This is a genomic window from Kitasatospora sp. NPDC097643, from assembly GCF_040302625.1.
Lineage (GTDB): Bacteria > Actinomycetota > Actinomycetes > Streptomycetales > Streptomycetaceae > Kitasatospora.
This window is the reverse complement of sequence record NZ_JBEOSA010000015.1, coordinates 93,248-112,519: the sequence shown is the minus strand read 5'-3', so window position 1 is coordinate 112,519 and position 19,272 is coordinate 93,248. Positions and strand designations below refer to the sequence as shown.

The following is a 19,272-nucleotide window of genomic DNA, read 5'->3' as shown; positions in this document are numbered from 1 at the left end:
AGGCCGACGGGCCGGCGTCAGTTACCGCTGCCGCATATGCCGCGTGGATGCTCCCGGGAGGTGTCACGAAGAGCAATGCAACAGTTCACCTGCGTGTCCGTCAAGCAGCAGCTGAAGTGCGCCGGTTCGCGCCGCGACGCCCGCGTGCCTCGATCCACCGGGCGAGCGCGGTGAGGAGCAGGCACATGGCGATGTAGATCGGACCGATCACCAGCACCACGGGGATGTAGGGGAAGCCGGCGGCGTTCAGCGGCTGGCTGGCGATCTTCTTCCCGACGAACAGCAGTTCCTGGTAGGTGATGATGAAGCCGAGCGAGGTGTCCTTCAGGGTGACGACCAGCTGGCCGATCATCGAAGGCAGCATCGAGCGGACCGCCTGCGGGACCAGGATGGTGGTCATCACCTGGGTCTTGCGCAGGCCGATCGCGTACGCGGCCTCGCCCTGGCCCCGCGGGACGGCGTTGACGCCGCTGCGGATGATCTCGGCCTGGACGGACCCGTTGTAGAGGGTGAGCCCGAGCACCAGCGCCCACATCGGTTCCTTGGCGAAGAACGCGTAGTAGAGCGCGACGATCAGGATCAGCAGCGGCATCGCCCGGAAGAACTGGACGAAGCCGACGGACGCCCAGCGGACCGGCTTGTGGTCGGACAGCTGGCCGGTGGCCAGGAGTGCGCCCAGCGCGAGCGAGAACGCCGCGGCGAGCCCGAAGGCCTGGAGCGTGGACACCAGGCCGTCCACGATCATCTGCTGGACCTTGGTGTACTGGAACGGGTCCCACAGGTCGGCGTCGAACTGGCCGTTGTCGGCGAGCGTGACGACGGCGTAGGTGAGCAGTCCGGCGATGCCGAGCACCGAGAGGACCCCGAACAGCCGGTACCGGGCGCGGGCCTTCGGGCCGGGGGCGTCGTAGAGGACGCTGGCCGACGCGTCGCGGGTGAGGAGCTTGCTCATCGGGCCACCGCCAGTCGGGATTCCAGGAAGCGGAACAGCAGCGCGACCGTGGCGCTGATCAGCAGGTAGGCGCAGGCGATCCAGAAGAAGATCGCGAAGATCGAGTAGCCCTTCTCGGAGAAGGTCTGCTGCGCGCTGTACAGCTCGGGGACGCTGAACGCGCCGGCGATCGCCGAGTTCCTCGGCAGGGCGATGAAGACGCTGCTCATCGGCGCCAGCACGGTCCGCGCGGCCTGCGGCAGGATGACCTGGGTCAGGGTCTGACCGAAGGTCATGCCGAGGCTGCGGGCGGCCTCGGCCTGGCCGAGCGGGACGGTGTTGACGCCCGAGCGCAGCACCTCGCAGACGAACGAGGCGGTGTACCCGCCGAGCGCCAGCACCGCGAAGGCGAGGTGGCTGAAGTGCACGCCGAGTGCGGGCAGTCCGAACTCGACGGCGAAGAACAGCAGGGTCAGCGGGGTGTTGCGGAAGAGCGTCACCCAGGTGGTGCCGAAGCCGCGCAGCACTGGGACCGGGGAGACCCGGAAGGCCGCCAGCAGGGTGCCCAGCAGCAGGGCGAGCAGGGCGCTGAGGGCACTCAGCTCGATCGTCTGCAGGAAGCCGTCGCGGAACAACGCGAAGTTGTCGTCCTCGAACAGGAACCCCATCCGGCGGCCCTCCTCTCAGGAGTGGTCAGGTGCGGTGGTCAGCGGGTGGATCAGTAGCGGTCGATGGCCGGCGGGGTCGGCGCGGCGGAGCCGGAGAGGCCGAGCGTCGCGTCGTACGCCTTCTTCCAGTCGCCGTTGTCCTGGTGGGCCTTGAGGGCGTCGTTGATGGCGCCGCGCAGGGCCGCGTCGTCCTTGTTCAGGCCGACGCCGTAGTTCTCCTTGGTGAACGGCTTGCCGACCACCTTGAGCTTGCCGGCGAACTTGGAGGCGTAGCCCTTGAGGATCGCGTCGTCGGTGGTGACCGCGTCGACCTCGCCGGCCAGCAGCTTCTCGACGCAGGCCGAGTAGGTGTCGAACTGGGTGATCTTCGGGTTGTACTGCTGGATGTTCTTGATCGACGTCGAGCCGGTGGCGGTGCAGACGTTCTTGCCGTTGACCGAGTCCGGGCCGGTGATCGCGGTGTTGTCGTTCTTCACCAGCAGGTCCTGGCCGGCGATGTAGTACGGGCCGGCGAAGGAGACGGTCTTCTTGCGCTCGTCGTTGATGCTGTAGGTGCCGACGTAGAAGTCGATCTGGCCCTTGGAGATGGCCGGCTCGCGCTGCGAGGAGACCAGGGTCTGCCACTTGATCTGCTGCGGGGTGAAGCCGAGATCCGCGGCGATCATCTTGGCGATCTCGATGTCGAAGCCGCTGCGGTCGCCGCTGGCGACGTCCTCGAAGCCCAGGAAGGGCTGGTCGGCCTTGGCGCCGATGATCAGCTGGCCGCGCTTCTTGGCCTCGGCCAGGATCTGGGAGTCGATCTTGACGTCGGTCTTGACCGTGTAGGTCGGCAGCGCCGGGGCGTTGCTGGCGCTCCCGGAAGCGCTGGGCGAACCGTCCTTGCCGCAGGCGGCGGTGGCGGTGAGCGCGACGGCACAGAGCGCGACGGCGAGGGTGCGACGAGTCCTCATGAGGGTGTTCTCCTGGGGCTGGGCCACGGGGTCAACCGGGCTCTGGCGTCTGGAAGTTGCGTGCAGGCGAGGCCGGCCGGCGCCCTTGCCGGAGCCGGCCCCGATCACTCGAAGCGTCAGTGGTGCAGGATCTTCGAGAGGAAGTCCTTGGCGCGCTCGGAGCGCGGCGCGGTGAAGAAGGCGTCGGGGGTGTTCTGCTCGACGATCCGGCCGTCGGCCATGAACAGCACGCGGTTGGCGGCGGAGCGGGCGAAACCCATCTCGTGGGTGACGACGACCATGGTCATGCCGTCGGCGGCCAGCTGGCGCATGACCTCCAGCACCTCGTTGACCATCTCCGGGTCGAGCGCCGAGGTGGGCTCGTCGAAGAGCATCACCTTGGGCTTCATCGCCAGCGCCCGGGCGATCGCCACGCGCTGCTGCTGCCCGCCGGAGAGCTGGGCCGGGTACTTGTCGGCCTGCTTGCCGACGCCGACCCGGTCGAGCAGCTCGCGGGCGGTCCGCACGGCCTGCTGGCGGGCCACCTTGCGCACCTTGACCTGGCCGAGGACGACGTTCTCCAGCACGGTCTTGTGTGCGAACAGGTTGAAGGACTGGAACACCATGCCGACCTCGGCGCGCAGCCGGGCCAGTTCCCTGCCCTCGGCGGGCAGCGGGCGGCCGTCGATGGTGATCGTGCCGGAGTCGATGGTCTCCAGCCGGTTGATCGTCCGGCACAGCGTGGACTTGCCCGAGCCGGACGGCCCGATCAGCACCACGACCTCGCCCTGGGCGATCTTCAGGTCGATGTCCTGGAGCACGTGCAGCGCGCCGAAGTGCTTGTTCACGTTGCTCAGTACGACCAGGGGGGCGCCTGTGGCGGAGGAGTTCCGGGCGGAATCCTCGACCGGGTTCTCGGTCATCGCGCCTGCTCCCTCGATGTCGGCCCGAGAAGTCTGAACTCCCTTGGGCTGCAATGGTGGTACGAGATCCGGGAGCCGCGACCGGCGGAGCCGCAGCCCCCGGTGGGCCGACCTTAGGAGCGTCGGCGATGCCCCGTCAGCCGATCTGAGCGGAACTTGAGGATCACGAAAAGGACACACGGCGCGTGCGGACTGTTCGCGAGAGCGCCAACCGGGCATGTGACAGCGGGCATCCGGGCCGGCGCTCCCCGTCCCCCGGGATCCCGCCGACCGGCCCAGCCTGGCGCCGGGCCGCCCGCTGGCTCATACTGCGCAGGACCCCCGGCACCGTGCCGGGAGACCCTGGGGGAGGGAGGAGACAGGATGCGACTGCTGCTCGTCGAGGACGACGAACGCGTGGCCGCGGCGCTGGTCGCGGTGCTGGGACGGCACGGGTTCCAGGTCCGGCACGCCCGCAGCGGGCACGAGGCGCTGGACGCCCTGGTGCCGGACGGCAACGAGCCGTACCGGGTGGTGCTGCTCGACCTCGGGCTGCCCGACCGCGACGGCTTCGAGGTGTGCAGCCGGATCAGGGCCGGCAGTGGCGTGCCGGTGATCATGGTCACCGCCCGCGCCGACATCCGCTCCCGGATCCACGGCCTCAACCTGGGTGCCGACGACTACGTCACCAAGCCCTACGACATGGGCGAGCTGCTCGCCCGCATCCACGCGGTGGCCCGCCGCGGCACCGCGCCCACCGCCGTCGCCGTGTCCGCGCCCGACACCGTCCCGCAGCAGCGCGGCCCGCTGGAGTCCCGCGGCATCCGGATCGACCGGGAGCGCCGCCGGGTCAGCGTGGACGGCCGGGACGTGCCGCTCACCCGCAAGGAGTTCGACCTGCTCGCCCTGCTCGCCCAGAGCCCCGGCGTGGTCTACCGGCGCGAGCAGATCTTCAGCGAGGTCTGGCGCAGCGGCTGGGAGGGCAACGGCCGCACCCTGGAGGTGCACATCGGCTCGCTGCGCAACAAGCTCGCGCTGCCCGGCCTGGTCGAGGCCGTCCGCGGCGTCGGCTACCGGCTGATCCCCGACTCCCCGGCGCCCGCCCCCGAGCCGGCTCCACCCGCCCCCGCGGAGCGCTGACCGCACGTGCGCACCCGCCTGCTCGGCATCCTGATCGCCCTCATGCTCTGCGTGCTGGCCGCCCTGGGGCTGCCGCTCGCGGCGGCGGTCGCGGCGGCCGAGCAGAGCCGGGTCGTCGTCGACCGGCTCGACGACGCCGCCCGCTTCGCCCAGGACCTGCCCACCTCCGGCACCTCGGCCCTGGACTCCGCGCTCAAGGGCGACCCGGAGCCCGCCCCCGGCGACATCAGCCGCCGCAACGCCATCGACGCCGAGGTCGCCCGCTATCACGACCTGTACGGCGTGCGGCTCGGCATCTTCCAGCGCGACGGCCTGCCGATCTCCACCGCCCCCCGGGACTGGCAGGTACCGAGCGGCGGCTGGGGCGCCCAGGCCTTCCAGGAGGCGCTGGACGGACGCCGCAGCCACAACCCTCCGCAGGTCTGGCCGTGGAGCGACGACCGCACGATCACCGTCGCCACCCCGGTGGTGCGCGACGGCGACGTCGTCGCGGTGGTGCTCAGCGAGTCCCCGACCGGGGCACTGCGCACCCGGGTGCTGCACCGCTGGCTGGTGATCGGGGCCGGCGAGGCCGCCGCGATGATCGTCGCGGTGCTGCTGGCCGTCCGGCTCACCGAGTGGGTGCTGCGCCCGGTGCGCACCCTCGACCGGGCCACCCACGACATCGCCACCGGCCGGATGGCCGCCCGGGTCGCCCCCGGCGGCGGACCGCCCGAACTCCAGCGGCTGGCCCGCTCGTTCAACGAGATGGCGGACCACGTTGTGCTCGCCATGGACCAGCAGAAGGCCTTCGTCGCGGACGCCTCGCACCAGCTGCGCAACCCGCTCGCGGCGCTGCTGCTGCGGGTCGAGGTGCTCGGCCTGGAACTGCCCGAGGGGCACGAGGAGGAGCTCGGCGGCGTCCGCGAGGAGGGCATCCGGCTGGCCCGGGTGCTGGACGACCTGCTCGGGCTCGCCACCGCCGAGCACGCCCGCCCCGAACCCGAGCGCACCGACCTGGCCGCGCTCACCCTGGCCCGGGTGGACGCCTGGCGGCCGGTCGCCGAGCAGTGCGGGATCGAGCTGCGCTGGGACGGCCCGGCGCTCGCCATCGGCATGGCGGACCCGATCGGCTTCGGCTCCGCCCTGGACGCCGTGCTGGACAACGCGCTCAAGTTCAGCCCGGCGGGCAGCGGGGTACGGCTGCGGGTCGCGGTCGGCCGGGAGGAGGTCGCGGTGGTCGTCACCGACGCCGGGCCCGGCCTCACCGAGGAGGAGCTGTCCCGGGCCGGCGACCGGTTCTGGCGCAGCCCGCGGCACCAGAACGTGGACGGCTCCGGGCTCGGCCTCTCCATCGCCCGGACCCTGCTGGCGGCCGGCGGCGGCTCGCTGGACTTCGCCCCGGTCAAGCCGACCGGGCTCGCGGTGACCCTCTCGGTGCCGCGGCCGGACAAGGCCTGAGGGTCAGGGCTTCACCGAGCGGTAGTAGCGGGCCGCGCCCTCGTGCAGCGGGAGCGGGTTGGTGTAGACGGCGGTGCGCAGGTCGACCAGCTGGGCGGCGTGCACCTGGGAGCCGATCTGGTCGCGGCTGTCGATCACCGCCTGGGTCATGCCCTGGACCAGGCCCGGGTCCACGTCGTCCCGGGTGATCAGCAGGTTGGGTACCGCCACGGTGGCGACGGCGTCCGTGGGCTCGGCGTTCGGGTAGGTGCCCTTGGGCATGGTGGCGGCCCGGTAGGCGTCGGTGCCGCCGCCCTCCAGCTTGTGGATCGCCTCGGCGAGGTCGCCCAGCGGCACCACCCGGATCCGGACGTGCTCGGAGAGGTCGGTCAGGGCGCTGGTCGGCAGGCCGCCGGACCAGAAGAAGGCGTCCAGCTTGCCCTCCCGCAGCTTGTCGGCGGCGTCGCCGACCCCCAGCGGGTCCGGTTTTATGTCGTGCTCCGGGTCCAGGTTGGCCGCGGTCAGCAGCCGCTTGGTCACCAGGTTCACCCCGGACTGCGGCAGGCCCACGCCGACCCGCAGCCCCTTGAGGTCGGCCGTCCGGTGCACCGGCGAGCCGGCCGGGACGATCAGCTGGAGGTAGTCGTCGTACAGCCGGGCGATCGCCCGCAGCCGCCCCTTGCCGGTGCCGTTGTACTCGGCGACCGCGTCGGCGGTGGCGATCGCGAAGGCGTCCTGGCCGCCGCCCACCCGGGACAGGTTGTCGAGCGAGCCCTGGGTGTTGTCCAGCGCCAGCCGCACGCCGGGCATCGCCTTGGCGACGTGCGCCTGCAACAGCTGCCCGTACCGGTCGTAGACGCCGCGCTGCACGCCGGTCGCGAAGCGCGTCTCGCCGCGCGGGTAGCCGGGCGAGCGGCCCGCCGACAGCCACCAGCCGCCCAGGCCCGCGACCAGCAGGGCCAGGGCCAGCACCGTCCGCCACAGCGGGCTGCCGGCGGCGGTGCGGACCGCGGTGCCTAGTCGGGACGGGGTGCTGGGGGCCATGCAGGGGATACTGCCAGGCCGCCGGGAGGAACGGGAGGGGGCAACCGGCGGGGGTGGGCGGGCGGCGGAGGCGGCGATAAGCGCTTTGCGGGTGCCCGTACCCTGGTCTGGTGAGCGGTGAGAGCGGATTGAAGAGCTACAAGGTCGTCACGTACGGCTGTCAGATGAACGTCCACGACTCGGAGCGGCTGTCCGGGCTGCTGGAGGACGCGGGCTACGTCAAGGCCGGGCAGGACGGCGACCCGGACCTGGTCGTGTTCAACACCTGCGCGGTGCGCGAGAACGCCGACAACAAGCTGTACGGCAACCTCGGACAGCTGGCGCCGGTCAAGACCCGTCACAAGGGCATGCAGATCGCCGTCGGCGGCTGCCTGGCGCAGAAGGACCGCGACACCATCGTCCAGAAGGCCCCGTGGGTCGACGTGGTGTTCGGCACCCACAACATCGGCCACCTGCCGGCGCTGCTGGAGCGGGCCGCGGTCGAGCGCAAGGCCCAGGTCGAGATCCTGGAGTCGCTGGAGACCTTCCCCTCCACCCTGCCCACCCGCCGCGAGTCCGCGTACGCCGCGTGGGTCGCCATCTCGGTCGGCTGCAACAACACCTGCACCTTCTGCATCGTCCCCGCGCTGCGCGGCAAGGAGGAGGACCGCCGCCCTGGCGACGTTCTCGCCGAGATCGAGGCGCTGGTGGACGAGGGCGTCATCGAGGTGACCCTGCTCGGCCAGAACGTCAACGCCTACGGCTCCGACCTGGGCGACCGCGAGGCCTTCTCCAAGCTGCTGCGCGCCGCCGGCCAGGTCGAGGGCCTGGAGCGGATCCGCTTCACCTCGCCGCACCCGCGCGACTTCACCGACGACGTGATCGCCGCGATGGCCGAGACGCCGAACGTGATGCACCAGCTGCACATGCCGCTGCAGTCCGGCTCGGACCGGATCCTCAAGGCGATGCGCCGCTCCTACCGGCAGGAGCGTTTCCTCGGGATCATCCGGAAGGTCCGCGAGGCCATGCCGGACGCCGCCATCTCCACCGACATCATCGTGGGCTTCCCCGGTGAGACCGAGGAGGACTTCGAGGAGACGATGCACGTCGTCCGCGAGGCGCGCTTCACCAACGCCTTCACCTTCCAGTACTCCAAGCGCCCCGGCACGCCGGCCGCGGAGATGGACGAGCAGGTGCCGAAGGCCGTCGTGCAGGCCCGCTACGACCGGCTGATCGCCCTCCAGGAGGAGATCTCCTGGGAGGAGAACAAGAAGCAGGTCGGCCGCACCCTGGAGATCCTGGTCGCCGAGGGCGAGGGCAAGAAGGACGACAAGACCGACCGCCTCTCCGGCCGCGCCCCCGACAACCGGCTGGTGCACTTCACCAGGCCGACCGAGCCGGTCCGGCCGGGCGACGTGGTGACCGTCGAGATCACCTACGCCGCCCCGCACCACCTGCTGGCCGAGGGCCCGACGCTCGCCGTGCGCCGGACCCGGGCCGGCGACGCCTGGGAGAAGCGCCAGGCCAAGCCCGCCGCCAAGCCGGCCGGGGTGATGCTCGGCCTGCCGACCATCGGCGCCCCGGCGAAGCTGCCGCTGGCCGCCCCGGCCGGTGGCGCCTGCTGCGGCGACTGACCGCACGCGTTCGGGCGGCGGCCCGGTGGGACTCCGCCGTCCCGCCGGGCCGTCGGCGTTCGCCGTCAGGGCCTGTCGCCCAGGTCCCGTCTGCCGGACGACGGGACCTGGGTGACAGGCCCTAGAGTGATCCACATGCTGGTAGCCGCCGCCGTGTGCCCCTGTCCGCCGCTGCTCGTCCCCGAGGTCGCCGCCGGGGCGGCCGCGGAGCTGGACGCGCTGCGGGCCGCCTGCGACGAGGCGCTGGCGGCGCTGGTCGCGGCCGGGCCGCAGCTGGTCGTGGTGGTCGGCACCGGGCCGGAGGCCGAGGTGTGGACCGAGGGCGGGGCCGGCTCCTTCCACCGCTACGGGGTGCCGCTGGTGGTCAGGCTGCCGGGCGACCGGGTCGAGGGGCCGGAGCTGGCGCCCTCGCTGACGGTCGGGGCCTGGCTGCTGGAGCGGGCCGGGGTGACCGTGCCGACGCACGCCTGCGCGGTGCCCGCCGACGCCCCCGCCGATCGGATGCTCGGGCTCGGCCAGGGCCTGGCCGGCCTCGCCGACCGGGTCGGCCTGCTGGTGCTGGGTGACGGCAGCGCCTGCCGCTCGGTGAAGGCGCCCGGCTACCTGGACGAGCGCGCCGAGGGCTTCGACACCGCGCTGGCCGCCGCCCTGGGCTCCGCCGACCTGCCCGCGCTGGCCGCCCTGGACGCCGGGCTGGCCGCCGAGCTCAAGGCCGAGGGCCGGGCGCCCTGGCAGGTGCTGGCCGGCGCCGCGGAGGGCGCCGGCCTCACCGCCCGGCTCGGCTACCAGGACGCGCCGTACGGGGTCGGGTACCTCGTGGCGTCCTGGAGCTGAGGTTCGGTTAGGACTGCGGCGTCTGGCCGTTGCCGGCCGAGGGCCCGGCCGAAGGGCCGGCATCGCCGGGCTTCGGCTTGTGCGCGAAGTCCTCCACCGCGCCCTTGGCCTTGCTGGCGCCGTGCTCGATCTTCTCGGTGTACTTGCCCTTGGTGGCCTTGTCGATCGCGCCGCCGGTCTTGTCCACCACGTGCTCGATCTGGTCGCTGTGCTTGCCCGCGAGCTCGCTGGCCTTGCCCTTGAGGCTGTCCATCAGACCCATGGCGATCTCACCCCTTCTGCCTTGTCTCCTGCCCAACGTCCGAGCGGGTCGAACCGTTCGCAAGCCGGGTACACGTGCGGAATCGGCTGGAAACAGTCATATCCTCGCGCACCGGGAGCCGGCGGGCAGCCCGGTCACCGGCGGGGCGGCGGTTTTGCGAGACTGGAGCGGTGAGCAGCTCCCGTACCGTCCAGCCCCGTGTCGTCTCGATCGTCGGCGCCACGGCCGCCGGCAAGTCCGACCTGGCCGTCGCCATCGCCCGCAGCCTCGGCGGCGAGGTGATCAACACCGACTCGATGCAGCTGTACCGGGGCATGGACATCGGCACCGCCAAGCTCACGCCCGCCGAGCGCGGCGGGATCCCGCACCACCTGCTGGACGTCTGGGACGTCACCGAGGCCGCCAGCGTGGCCGAGTACCAGCGGCTGGCCCGGGCCGAGATCGACCGGCTGCTCGCCGCCGGGCGCACGCCCGTCCTGGTCGGCGGCTCCGGGCTGTACGTCCGGGCGGCGATCGACGAGATGGAGTTCCCCGGCACCGACCCGGCGGTCCGGGCCCGGCTGGAGGCCGAACTGGAGCAGGACGGGCCGTACGCGCTGCACCGGCGACTGGCCGCGCTGGACCCGGCGGCCGCCGAGGCGATCCTGATCAGCAACGGGCGGCGGATCGTCCGGGCGCTGGAGGTCATCGAGATCACCGGGCAGCCGTTCACCGCCAACCTGCCGAGCAACACCGCCGTGTACGAGGCGGTGCAGATCGGCGTCGCGGTGCCGCGCCCCGAACTGGACGAGCGGATCACGCTGCGGGTCGACCGGATGTGGGAGGCCGGGCTGCTCGACGAGGTCCGGGCGCTGGAGGAGCTCGGGCTGCGCGAGGGCCGGACGGCCTCCCGGGCGCTCGGCTACCAGCAGGTGCTGGACCACTTCGCCGGCGAGTGCACCGAGGACGAGGCCCGGGCCGAGACCGTCCGGGCGACCAAGCGCTTCGCCCGCCGCCAGGAGTCCTGGTTCCGCCGGGACGACCGGATCCACTGGCTCTCCCGGCCGGCCGGCACCGACCCGGTGGAGCTGCTGGAACGTTCCCTGGAACTGATCTCCCGTCAGTAACTTCCGGCCGCGTGGGCGGGTTCCGGCCAATTCGGCGGTGCACCTGCGCGCGCAGGTGGCCGTGCAGGACGAACCGGCGGTCACGGGCCGATCACGTGATGGCCACGGATCACCCGACGACCCCGGTGAGGCCCGGAACGCCCCTCTGGACATGCCATCATCGATGCCATAAGGGTCGGCCCGTGCGGGCCGACCGTGCCCGGCCGCGAGTCCGCTCGTGTCGAACTGTCAGGGGAGGCCGTGTGTCGACGGGTACCGGCCCCGAGCCCGGCCAGAGCGGGAGCGTCACCGCGCCGGCCGACGCGTTCGACGAGTCCACGCTGGGCGACCTGCCCGTGCTGACCGGCCTGGACGCGCCCACCTCCTACGCGGTCGCGCTGCCGGCCCTGGACAACCGCACCCCGGCCGGCGCCGTGCACGAGCGCGAGATCCGCCCGCGGCGGCGGCTGCGCTGGTGGCAGACACTGCCGATCGCACTGCTGGGCACCCTCGGCTCGCTGATGTTCGCCTTCCCGCTCGCCTTCGGCTCGGCCGGGGCGCGCGCGACCATGGTCGGGATGCTCGGGCTGCTGCTCACCGCCGCCTCGATGGGCTGGGGCGCGATGGCGGCCCGGCACGCCGGCTACAAGTGGCCGGGCCTGCCGCGCCGGGGCTCCGGCCAGCGGGCCGGCTGGAAGACGATCGTGGTCTACACCCTGATCGCGCTGGTGGCCTGCGCCCTCGCGGTCTGGCGGGTCGCCTACCTCCGGTAGGCACGCCCCGGTCCGCCCCTCGGGCGGGGCCGCCGCGCTCCCGGCCGGCTCAGTACCATCGGGAGGGTGAGCGCATCCACCCCGCAGCCGGCCGGAATCCCCTTCCTCAAGGGGCACGGCACCCAGAACGACTTCGTCATCATCCCGGACCCGGACGGCCGGCTGGCGATCGGCCCGGCGGCCGTCGCGGCGCTGTGCGACCGGCGGGCCGGCCTCGGCGGTGACGGGCTGCTGCGCGTGGTGCGCTCCGCCGCCGACCCGGCCGCCGGGGACCAGGCCGACCGGGCCGAGTGGTTCATGGACTACCGCAACGCCGACGGCAGCATCGCCGAGATGTGCGGCAACGGGGTTCGGGTCTTCGCCCGCTACCTGGTCGAGGCCGGGCTGGCCAAGCCGGGCGAGCTGGCGGTGGCCACCCGGGCCGGGGTGCGCACGGTACGGGTCGCCGAGGACGCCGAGGACGGCACGCCCGGCGAGGTCACCGTGGACATGGGGCACGCGCGGCTGCCCGGGCCGGACGGCATCGAGGTCGCGGTCGGCGAGCGGCGCTGGCCCGCGCTGAACGTCAACATGGGCAACCCGCACGCGGTGGTCTTCGTGCAGAGCCTGGACCACGCCGGGGAGCTCCGCAGCGCACCGCTCACCAGCCCCGACAGCGCCTACCCGGAGGGCGTCAACGTCGAGTTCGTGGTGGACCGCGGGCCGCGGCACGTCGCCATGCGGGTGTTCGAGCGCGGCTCCGGCGAGACCCTGTCCTGCGGCACCGGCACCTGCGCGGTCGCGGTGGCCGCCATCCGCCGGGACGGCGTGGACCCGGCGGTCACCGGCGAGGCGGCCACGTACACGGTGGACGTGCCGGGCGGCCGGCTGGTGATCACCGAGTACCCGGACGGCCGGGTGGAGAAGACCGGCCCGGCGGTGATCGTGGCCTCCGGCGAGATCGACGCCCGGTGGTGGGCCTCGCTGGTCGGCTGACGGTCCGACAGGCGCGGGCCGGCCCGGTTTGCCCAATTCGTACGGTGACGAATCCCCCCGTTCGGGTGATACCGGTCGCGGACGGGAAGCAGGGCGTCGCGGAACGTGCTCTGCTCGGTAGCATGGACCACCGGGTCGATCCCCCGCGAAGGGGGCGGCAACCGGTGACCGCTGCCGGAGGTGCCGATGTCCATCGAAGCCGGGCAGCCCCTGGCGGGGCAGCCGACGACCGCACGGCAAACCGGGCCCAGGCGGCCCCTGGGCGGGCTGGGCCGGGCCGCGCTCGGCCGGGCCGGGCGGGCCGCGCTGCTGGCCACCGGCCGCCAGCCCGTCCCGGACGCCCTGGAGCCGCTGGTCCGGGTCCACCGTGAGCACCATCCGCAGGCCGACCTCGGCCTGCTCGCTCGGGCGTACCGGCTCGCCGAGGCCAGCCACCGCGGCCAGAAGCGCAAGAGCGGCGAGCCGTACATCACCCACCCGCTGGCCGTCACCATGATCCTGGCCCAACTGGGCGCCGGGACCACGACCCTGGTCGCCTCGCTGCTCCACGACACGGTCGAGGACACCGAGTTGACGCTGGAGCAGGTCGGCTCCGGCTTCGGGCCCGAAGTCGCCTACCTGGTGGACGGGGTGACGAAACTGGAGAAGGTCGACTTCGGCGCCGCCGCCGAGGCCGAGACCTTCCGCAAGATGCTGGTCGCCACCGGGGACGACGTCCGGGTGATGGTGATCAAGCTCGCCGACCGGCTGCACAACATGCGCACCATCCGGCACATGAAGCCGGCCAGTCAGGTGCGGATCGCCAAGGTCACCCGGGACGTGCTGATCCCGCTGGCCGAGCGGCTCGGCATCCAGGTGCTCAAGGCCGAGCTGGAGGACATCGTCTTCGCCACCCTGCACCCCGAGGAGTACGCCCGCACCCGCTCCCTGATGGCCGGTCACGAGGCCGAACCCGACGCGGTGCTGGACCCGTTCGCGCGGCTGCTGGGCCGCCAGCTGGCCGAGGCGGGGGTGGCCGCCGAGGTCGCCGTCCGGCCCCGGCACTGCGTCTCGCTGCACCGGGTGCTGCTCAAGCGGGCCGCCGCGCCCGGGCCGGACGGGCGGCCGCAGGGGCCGCAGCCGGCCGACTTCGGGCGGCTGCTGGTGGTGGTCGAGGAGAACGCCGACTGCTACGCCGTGCTCGGCGAGCTGCACACCTGCTGGACGCCGCTGCCCGGCGAGTTCAAGGACTTCGTCGCCGCCCCCAAGTTCAACCTCTACCAGTCGCTGCACACCGCCGTGGCGCTGAGCGGCGGCGCGGTGGTCGAGGTGCTGGTGCGCACCCGGCGGATGCACGAGGTCGCCGAGACCGGGGTGGTGGCGCTGGGGGACCCGGACCCGGCCGCCGCCGCCCAGGACGCGGACGAGCTGGACCGCACCGACCCGGCCCGGCCCGGCTGGCTGAGCCGGCTGCTGGAGTGGCAGCAGGAGACGCCCGACCCGGACGCCTTCTGGTCCGCGCTCACCGCCGACCTGGCCGGGGACCGCGAGATCACCGTGGTGACGGAGGGCGGTGAAACGCTTCAGCTGCGGGCCGGCGCGACCTGCGTGGACGCCGCCTACCTGCTCGGCGAGGAGACCGGCCACCGATGTATCGGCGCGCGGGTCAACGGCCGGCTCACCGCGCTGTCCACCGTCCTGCACGACGGTGACCGGATCGCGGTGCTCACCGAGACCGCGCCGGCCGGGACCGGGCCGCGCACCGCCGGCTCCGCGGGCTCCGCGGCGACCGCCGGGTCCGCCGAGGCGTCCGAGGCGTCCGAACCGTCCGGCCCCGCGCCCGAGTGGCTGGCGTTCGCCCGGACCCCGGCCGCCCGGCTCGCCATCGAGCGCTGGCTCGCCGACCACCCGGCCCGGCTGCCGGTGGTGCGGACCGGACCGGCCGGCGGCCAGCCCGCCCCGGTCGCGCACCGGACCGCCGAGCGCCGCCCGGCCCCGGTCGTGGTGGACGGCCAGCCGGGGGCCGCCGTCCGGCTGGCCCGCTGCTGCACGCCCGTCCCGCCGGACGAGGTGGCCGGCTACCCGATCCGCGGCGGGGCCGTCGCGGTGCACCGCACCGGCTGCCCGGCCGGGGAGCGGATGCGCGAGGCCGGCCGCGGGGCGCTGGAGGTCCACTGGCACGCGGCCGGCACCCCGGCGGCCGGCTACCGGGCCACCCTGCTGGCCGAGGCGCTGAACCGGCCCCGGCTGCTCGCCGACCTCACCGCGGCGATCTCCGCCGAGGGCGTCGGCATCGTCTCGGCCGAGGTCGAGCCCCCGCAGGAGCTGCGGGTGCGGCACACCTACACCGTCGAACTGCCCGAGCCGGCCGCGCTGCCCGCCGTGATGCGGGCGATGCTCAAGGTCTCCGGCGTGTACGACGTCAGCCGCCCGCACGCCCCGGAGGGCGGCGGGGCCCGGCGACCGGGCGGAAATCGGGATGACCGGCCCGCGCCGGGCGTGCGACCATCATGGGGAATTCACGGCCGGTCCGCGGCGTTCACAGGGCACAGGAGCCCCGGTGGCACCCGCGGCCCCGAGGGGTAGCTCACCCCGCCCGGGTAGCAGGGGCGGCAGCTGGGCAGACTCCGAGTGGGACGATGGGTCCCACAGGCCATCCGTACCAGCAGCCAAAGGACAGAATGACCTCCACGTTCGACACCCGCGACCACGCCGACGCCCCGCGCCGCTTCGACGGTCTGCGGGCGGAAGCCCTCATGGACGAGGACCTCGCGGCCATCGACGAGGACCTCGGCAACCACTACGACGGCGACCAGTACGACCGCAGCGAGCGCGCCGCGCTCCGTCGTGTCGCCGGCCTCTCCACCGAGCTCGAAGACGTCACCGAGGTCGAGTACCGCCAGCTCCGCCTGGAGCGCGTGGTGCTCGTCGGCGTCTGGACCGACGGCACGCTGGAGGAGGCGGAGAACTCGATGGCCGAGCTCGCCGCACTGGCCGAGACGGCCGGCTCCCAGGTGCTGGACGGCGTCATCCAGCGCCGTGACAAGCCCGACGCCGCCACCTACATCGGCTCCGGCAAGGCCCTGGAGCTGCGCGAGATCGTCGCCGCCACCGGTGCCGACACCGTGGTCTGCGACGGTGAGCTCACCCCGGGCCAGCTGATCCACCTGGAGGACGTGGTCAAGGTCAAGGTCGTCGACCGGACGGCCCTGATCCTGGACATCTTCGCCCAGCACGCCAAGTCCCGGGAGGGCAAGGCGCAGGTCTCGCTCGCGCAGATGCAGTACATGCTGCCGCGCCTGCGCGGCTGGGGTCAGTCGCTCTCCCGGCAGATGGGTGGTGGTGGCTCCGGCTCGTCCGGCGGCGGCATGGCCACCCGTGGTCCCGGTGAGACCAAGATCGAGACCGACCGGCGCCGGATCCGCGAGAAGATGGCGAAGCTCCGCAAGGAGATCGCCGAGATGAAGAAGGGCCGCGACACCAAGCGCCAGGAGCGCAAGCGCCACCAGGTGCCGTCCGTGGCCATCGCCGGGTACACCAACGCCGGCAAGTCCTCCCTGCTCAACCGGCTCACCGGCGCGGGCGTGCTGGTGGAGAACGCGCTGTTCGCCACCCTGGACCCGACCGTGCGCCGGGCCCAGACCCCGAGCGGGCGGGTCTACACCCTGGCCGACACCGTCGGCTTCGTCCGGCACCTGCCGCACCACCTGGTCGAGGCCTTCCGTTCGACCATGGAGGAGGTCGCCGACGCGGACCTCATCCTGCACGTGGTCGACGGCTCGCACCCCGAGCCGGAGACCCAGCTGGCCGCGGTCCGCGAGGTCATCGTCTCGGTCGACGCGCAGAACGTGCCGGAGATCGTGGTGATCAACAAGGCGGACGCCGCCGACCCGCACGTGCTTCAGCGCCTGCTGCGCCGCGAGCCGCACGCCATCGTGGTGTCGGCCCGCAGCGGCGCGGGCATCGAGGAGCTGCTGAAGCTCATCGACGACGAGCTGCCGCGCCCGGCCGTCGAGGTGCGGGCCCTGGTGCCCTACACCCAGGGCGGGCTGGTCTCCCGGGTGCACGCGGAGGGCGAGCTGCTCTCCACCGAGCACACCGGCGAGGGCACGCTGCTGCACGCCAAGGTGCCGGCCGAGCTGGCCGCCGAGCTGGAGCGCTACGCGGTGGCGCTCCAGGGCTGAGTCCACGCACGCGAAAGGGCCCCGGACACTCGTCCGGGGCCCTTTCGCGTGCGCCACCTGACGTGCGCTACCGGACGTTCTTGCTGAAGTAGTCGAAGGCCTGCTTCGCCTGGTCCTGGAGGGACGGGCCGGCCAGGTACTCGGACGGGTTGCGGTTGCCGATCGAGTTGACGCTGATCAGGTTGGGCTTGCCGTCCTTCCTGATGAACCAGCCGCCGCCGCTGGAGCCGCCGGTCATGGTGCAGCCGATCACGTACATCGGCGGGCGGGTCTGGTCGAAGGAGAGCCTGGCCGGCGGGACCGGGGAGTCGCAGCGGTCGAGCTCCATGCCGTCGAAGGGCCGCTCGGCCGGGTAGCCGTAGGAGGCCGCCGAGGTGATCTGGTCGCGCGGGGCGTTGAACCAGACCGGGACCGAGCCGCCGACCGTCTCCTCCAGCGAGGTGCCGGAGCCGTTCTCGTTGCGAACCCGGATGATCCCGTAGTCGTACTGGTTGTGGGCGCCGACGCCGCTCTCCTTGACCCAGGTCGGCGAGACCAGCGCCCGCACCGCCGTCCACCGGCCGTACGGGGAGACCTGCTGCTCGGTGTACCGCTTGCCGCGGCTGGCCTGGCCGTCCCGGTTGAAGCCCGGCACGAAGACGATGTTCTTCAGCCAGCCGCCGCCCTGGCCGTCGTGCAGGCAGTGCGCGGCGGTGTAGACGAGGTTGCTGCGGCCCGGGTTGACCGGGTCGGAGACGACCGTGCCGGAGCAGACCGCGTCGCCCTCGGGCGTGGTCATGAAGATCTTGCCGACCACGGCGGTGCCCGGGTCGTACGGGTGCGGCTGCGGCTTCGCCGGGACGGCGGCCGGCGGGGCGTCCCGCTGGACGCCGCTCTGCGCCGCGGTGTGCGAGTACTCCGGGGTGGGCCGGCCCTTGGCGGCCTCCATCCTGGCGATCGACCAGAAGCCCTGGGCCACCTCGTTGGCGAAGCCGCTGTCGGAGACGAAGCGCGCCCAGTCCTCCAGTTTCCAGCCGGCCAGGTCGCCCAGGCTGGTGGGCGCGGGCTTCGGGAGGGCGGCGGGCGCGCTGGCGGCCGCGTCGGCGCCGGAGCCGTCCGGTCCGCAGGCCGTCGCGGTGAGCGCGAGGGCGGCGAGCACCGCGGCGCCGGCCAGCGTGGTCCGGCGCCGCGGCGCGCGCCCGCGGCTGGTGTTCTTCGGCATGCTGCATCGTCCCCCGTGACGTGCTGGTGTTCCTGCGGCTACTGCTTCCTGGAGATCCACTCCAGCGCCGTGCGGGCGACCGTCTCCAGGTACGGGCCGCTCAGCGAGGTGTGGTCCTGGGTGCCGATCGACGTGTTGCTGACCAGGGCGGTCTTCCCGTCCGGCATGGTGGCGAACCAGCCGCCGCCGCTGGAGCCCTGGGTCATGGTGCAGCCGATGGTGAGCATCGACGGGCGCTTCGGGTCGAAGGACAGCCGGGTCGGCCGGCCGCCGTCGCACTTGTACAACTCCTGGCCGTCGAACGGCTTGTAGAGCGGGTAGCCGACGGCCGACACGGAGACCTTGTCGCGCGGGGCGTCGAACCAGACCGGGACGGCCGAACCGACCGTCTCCTCCAGCGACTTGCCGGTGTCGTTCTGGTTGTGCACGCGCATGATCGCGAAGTCGTACTGGCTCGCGGCGTCGCCGCTGCCGCCGCCCTCGACCATCCACTGCGGCGAGGTGGTGACCAGGTCCGCCCACCAGGTGCCGAGCGGGGCCAGCTCGGACAGCGGGGCCTTCTTGCCGCCGCTGGAGGCGCCCGAGTTGTTGTAGGCGGGCACGAAGACCAGGTCCTTGAAGTAGTTGCCGCCCTTGCCCTCGTGCACGCAGTGGCCGGCCGTCCAGACCAGGTTGCTCTTGCCGGGGTGCTGCGGGTCGGTGATCACCGTCGCCGAGCAGTTGCCGCGACCGCCCTGGGCGGAGAAGAACACCTTCCCGGAGGGCTGCTTGAGGTACGGGCGGGGCACCGGGGTGGCCTTGACCGCCGGGGGCTCCGGGTCGGTGACGCCGTCGTCGGTGACCGGCTTGGTGGTCGGCGGGGCCGGCTCGGCGGGCTTGGAGTCGCCCATCTTGTCCGGGTTCCAGAAGTCCTTCACGACCGGGTTGTTGAAGACGTGTTTGGACGCCCACTTGTCCCAGTCGTCGAACTTCCACTTCTTCAGGTCGTCCCAGGTCCTCGGCAGGCCCTCCAGCAGGCCGGTCGGCAGGCCCGACGGCAGGGTGATCCCGCCGATCACGCCGCTCCCGGTGGCGCCCCCGGTGGCGCTCGCGGAGACGGGTGGCGGTGCGGCGGTGCCGCCGCCGTCGCCGGCCGGGCCGTCCGGCCCGCAGGCGCTCGCCGCGAACAGCGTTCCCGCCACCAGGGCGGCGGCCAGGGCTGACCGGTGGATCGATGGCATCGGTGTGCTTCCTCCTGTGGTCGGTCGGGCGGTGGTCGGTCGGGCGGTGCTGCGGCGGCTGGCCGCTTCGGAGTCTTCCATCGGCAGTCAGGACGGCCACCGCCACCCCCCGG

General features: G+C 72.9%; 17 protein-coding genes. 9 read left to right on the top strand and 8 right to left on the bottom strand.

What is annotated here, in order from left to right:
• Positions 1-100 precede the first annotated feature (100 nt).
• The 4 genes from ABTY15_RS13175 to ABTY15_RS13160 all read right to left on the bottom strand — a co-directional run bounded on the left by ABTY15_RS13175 (position 101) and on the right by ABTY15_RS13160 (position 3,451).
• Entirely contained in the window at positions 101-952 is an 852-nt protein-coding gene (locus ABTY15_RS13175; RefSeq protein ID WP_350581239.1) for an amino acid ABC transporter permease, read from the bottom strand.
• Positions 949-1,599 carry an amino acid ABC transporter permease gene (locus ABTY15_RS13170; RefSeq protein WP_350581237.1) on the bottom strand — a complete coding sequence of 217 codons (651 nt, stop codon included), beginning with the start codon at positions 1,597-1,599 and terminating at the stop codon, positions 949-951. Before ABTY15_RS13170 ends, ABTY15_RS13175 begins: the two co-directional genes overlap by 4 nt.
• Before the next feature lie 50 nt (positions 1,600-1,649).
• Positions 1,650-2,549 (bottom strand): glutamate ABC transporter substrate-binding protein, encoded by a 900-nt coding sequence (locus ABTY15_RS13165; RefSeq protein WP_350581235.1) that lies wholly within the window; start codon positions 2,547-2,549, stop codon positions 1,650-1,652.
• Between the two features lie 116 nt (positions 2,550-2,665).
• The gene (locus tag ABTY15_RS13160) at positions 2,666-3,451 is read right to left on the bottom strand and encodes an amino acid ABC transporter ATP-binding protein (RefSeq protein ID WP_350581233.1); all 786 of its coding nucleotides are present in this window, start codon (positions 3,449-3,451) and stop codon (positions 2,666-2,668) included.
• A 363-nt stretch (positions 3,452-3,814) separates the two neighbouring features.
• On the opposite strand from ABTY15_RS13160, the gene ABTY15_RS13155 reads away from it, so the two are divergent.
• Positions 3,815-4,570 (top strand): response regulator transcription factor, encoded by a 756-nt coding sequence (locus ABTY15_RS13155; RefSeq protein ID WP_350581230.1) that lies wholly within the window; start codon positions 3,815-3,817, stop codon positions 4,568-4,570.
• Between the two features lie 6 nt (positions 4,571-4,576).
• On the top strand, positions 4,577-6,010 hold the full coding sequence (locus ABTY15_RS13150) for a sensor histidine kinase (RefSeq protein ID WP_350581227.1): 1,434 nt from the start codon (positions 4,577-4,579) through the stop codon (positions 6,008-6,010).
• Positions 6,011-6,013: 3 nt separating this feature from the next.
• Here the strand turns inward: ABTY15_RS13150 and ABTY15_RS13145 are convergent, their stop codons facing one another.
• Positions 6,014-7,033, bottom strand: coding sequence for a TAXI family TRAP transporter solute-binding subunit (locus ABTY15_RS13145; protein WP_350581224.1), 1,020 nt, complete (start codon positions 7,031-7,033; stop codon positions 6,014-6,016).
• 110 nt (positions 7,034-7,143) lie between these two features.
• On the opposite strand from ABTY15_RS13145, the gene miaB reads away from it, so the two are divergent.
• Positions 7,144-8,646: a tRNA (N6-isopentenyl adenosine(37)-C2)-methylthiotransferase MiaB gene (gene miaB / locus ABTY15_RS13140; protein WP_350581217.1), complete on the top strand. Its 1,503-nt coding sequence runs from the start codon at positions 7,144-7,146 to the stop codon at positions 8,644-8,646.
• A gap of 135 nt (positions 8,647-8,781) precedes the next feature.
• Positions 8,782-9,480, top strand: coding sequence for a class III extradiol dioxygenase subunit B-like domain-containing protein (locus tag ABTY15_RS13135; protein ID WP_350581206.1), 699 nt, complete (start codon positions 8,782-8,784; stop codon positions 9,478-9,480).
• A 7-nt stretch (positions 9,481-9,487) separates the two neighbouring features.
• Here ABTY15_RS13135 and ABTY15_RS13130 read toward each other — a convergent pair whose 3' ends face one another.
• Complete coding sequence (locus tag ABTY15_RS13130; protein WP_350581200.1) at positions 9,488-9,742, bottom strand: antitoxin; 255 nt, start codon at positions 9,740-9,742, stop codon at positions 9,488-9,490.
• A 170-nt stretch (positions 9,743-9,912) separates the two neighbouring features.
• Here ABTY15_RS13130 and miaA point away from each other — a divergent pair, with 170 nt between their 5' ends.
• From miaA to hflX, 5 genes are all read left to right on the top strand, one after another.
• Positions 9,913-10,848, top strand: a complete 936-nt coding sequence (miaA, locus tag ABTY15_RS13125; RefSeq protein WP_350581176.1) for a tRNA (adenosine(37)-N6)-dimethylallyltransferase MiaA — start codon at positions 9,913-9,915, stop codon at positions 10,846-10,848.
• Between the two features lie 242 nt (positions 10,849-11,090).
• The gene (locus ABTY15_RS13120) at positions 11,091-11,600 is read left to right on the top strand and encodes a hypothetical protein (protein ID WP_350581170.1); all 510 of its coding nucleotides are present in this window, start codon (positions 11,091-11,093) and stop codon (positions 11,598-11,600) included.
• A 66-nt stretch (positions 11,601-11,666) separates the two neighbouring features.
• Positions 11,667-12,575, top strand: a complete 909-nt coding sequence (gene dapF, locus ABTY15_RS13115; protein ID WP_350581167.1) for a diaminopimelate epimerase — start codon at positions 11,667-11,669, stop codon at positions 12,573-12,575.
• Positions 12,576-12,761: 186 nt separating this feature from the next.
• Positions 12,762-15,140, top strand: a complete 2,379-nt coding sequence (locus tag ABTY15_RS13110; protein WP_350581146.1) for a RelA/SpoT family protein — start codon at positions 12,762-12,764, stop codon at positions 15,138-15,140.
• A gap of 95 nt (positions 15,141-15,235) precedes the next feature.
• The gene (hflX, locus tag ABTY15_RS13105; protein WP_350581142.1) at positions 15,236-16,738 is read left to right on the top strand and encodes a GTPase HflX; all 1,503 of its coding nucleotides are present in this window, start codon (positions 15,236-15,238) and stop codon (positions 16,736-16,738) included.
• Positions 16,739-16,805: 67 nt separating this feature from the next.
• Here the strand turns inward: hflX and ABTY15_RS13100 are convergent, their stop codons facing one another.
• Together ABTY15_RS13100 and ABTY15_RS13095 are read right to left on the bottom strand one after the other, a co-directional pair.
• The gene (locus tag ABTY15_RS13100; protein ID WP_350581139.1) at positions 16,806-17,939 is read right to left on the bottom strand and encodes a trypsin-like serine peptidase; all 1,134 of its coding nucleotides are present in this window, start codon (positions 17,937-17,939) and stop codon (positions 16,806-16,808) included.
• 38 nt (positions 17,940-17,977) lie between these two features.
• Positions 17,978-19,159 (bottom strand): trypsin-like serine peptidase, encoded by a 1,182-nt coding sequence (locus ABTY15_RS13095; protein ID WP_350581136.1) that lies wholly within the window; start codon positions 19,157-19,159, stop codon positions 17,978-17,980.
• Positions 19,160-19,272: the final 113 nt, after the last annotated feature.

What these genes read in the sequence shown, in the direction of transcription:
- ABTY15_RS13175 (WP_350581239.1), bottom strand. Translation starts at nt 952, where the DNA reads ATGAGCAAGCTCCTCACCCGCGACGCGTCGGCCAGCGTCCTCTACGAC.
- ABTY15_RS13170 (WP_350581237.1), bottom strand. Translation starts at nt 1,599, where the DNA reads ATGGGGTTCCTGTTCGAGGACGACAACTTCGCGTTGTTCCGCGACGGC.
- ABTY15_RS13165 (WP_350581235.1), bottom strand. Translation starts at nt 2,549, where the DNA reads ATGAGGACTCGTCGCACCCTCGCCGTCGCGCTCTGTGCCGTCGCGCTC.
- ABTY15_RS13160 (WP_350581233.1), bottom strand. Translation starts at nt 3,451, where the DNA reads ATGACCGAGAACCCGGTCGAGGATTCCGCCCGGAACTCCTCCGCCACA.
- ABTY15_RS13155 (WP_350581230.1), top strand. Translation starts at nt 3,815, where the DNA reads ATGCGACTGCTGCTCGTCGAGGACGACGAACGCGTGGCCGCGGCGCTG.
- ABTY15_RS13145 (WP_350581224.1), bottom strand. Translation starts at nt 7,033, where the DNA reads ATGGCCCCCAGCACCCCGTCCCGACTAGGCACCGCGGTCCGCACCGCC.
- ABTY15_RS13135 (WP_350581206.1), top strand. Translation starts at nt 8,782, where the DNA reads ATGCTGGTAGCCGCCGCCGTGTGCCCCTGTCCGCCGCTGCTCGTCCCC.
- ABTY15_RS13130 (WP_350581200.1), bottom strand. Translation starts at nt 9,742, where the DNA reads ATGGGTCTGATGGACAGCCTCAAGGGCAAGGCCAGCGAGCTCGCGGGC.
- ABTY15_RS13110 (WP_350581146.1), top strand. Translation starts at nt 12,762, where the DNA reads ATGTCCATCGAAGCCGGGCAGCCCCTGGCGGGGCAGCCGACGACCGCA.
- hflX (WP_350581142.1), top strand. Translation starts at nt 15,236, where the DNA reads ATGACCTCCACGTTCGACACCCGCGACCACGCCGACGCCCCGCGCCGC.
- ABTY15_RS13100 (WP_350581139.1), bottom strand. Translation starts at nt 17,939, where the DNA reads ATGCCGAAGAACACCAGCCGCGGGCGCGCGCCGCGGCGCCGGACCACG.
- ABTY15_RS13095 (WP_350581136.1), bottom strand. Translation starts at nt 19,159, where the DNA reads ATGCCATCGATCCACCGGTCAGCCCTGGCCGCCGCCCTGGTGGCGGGA.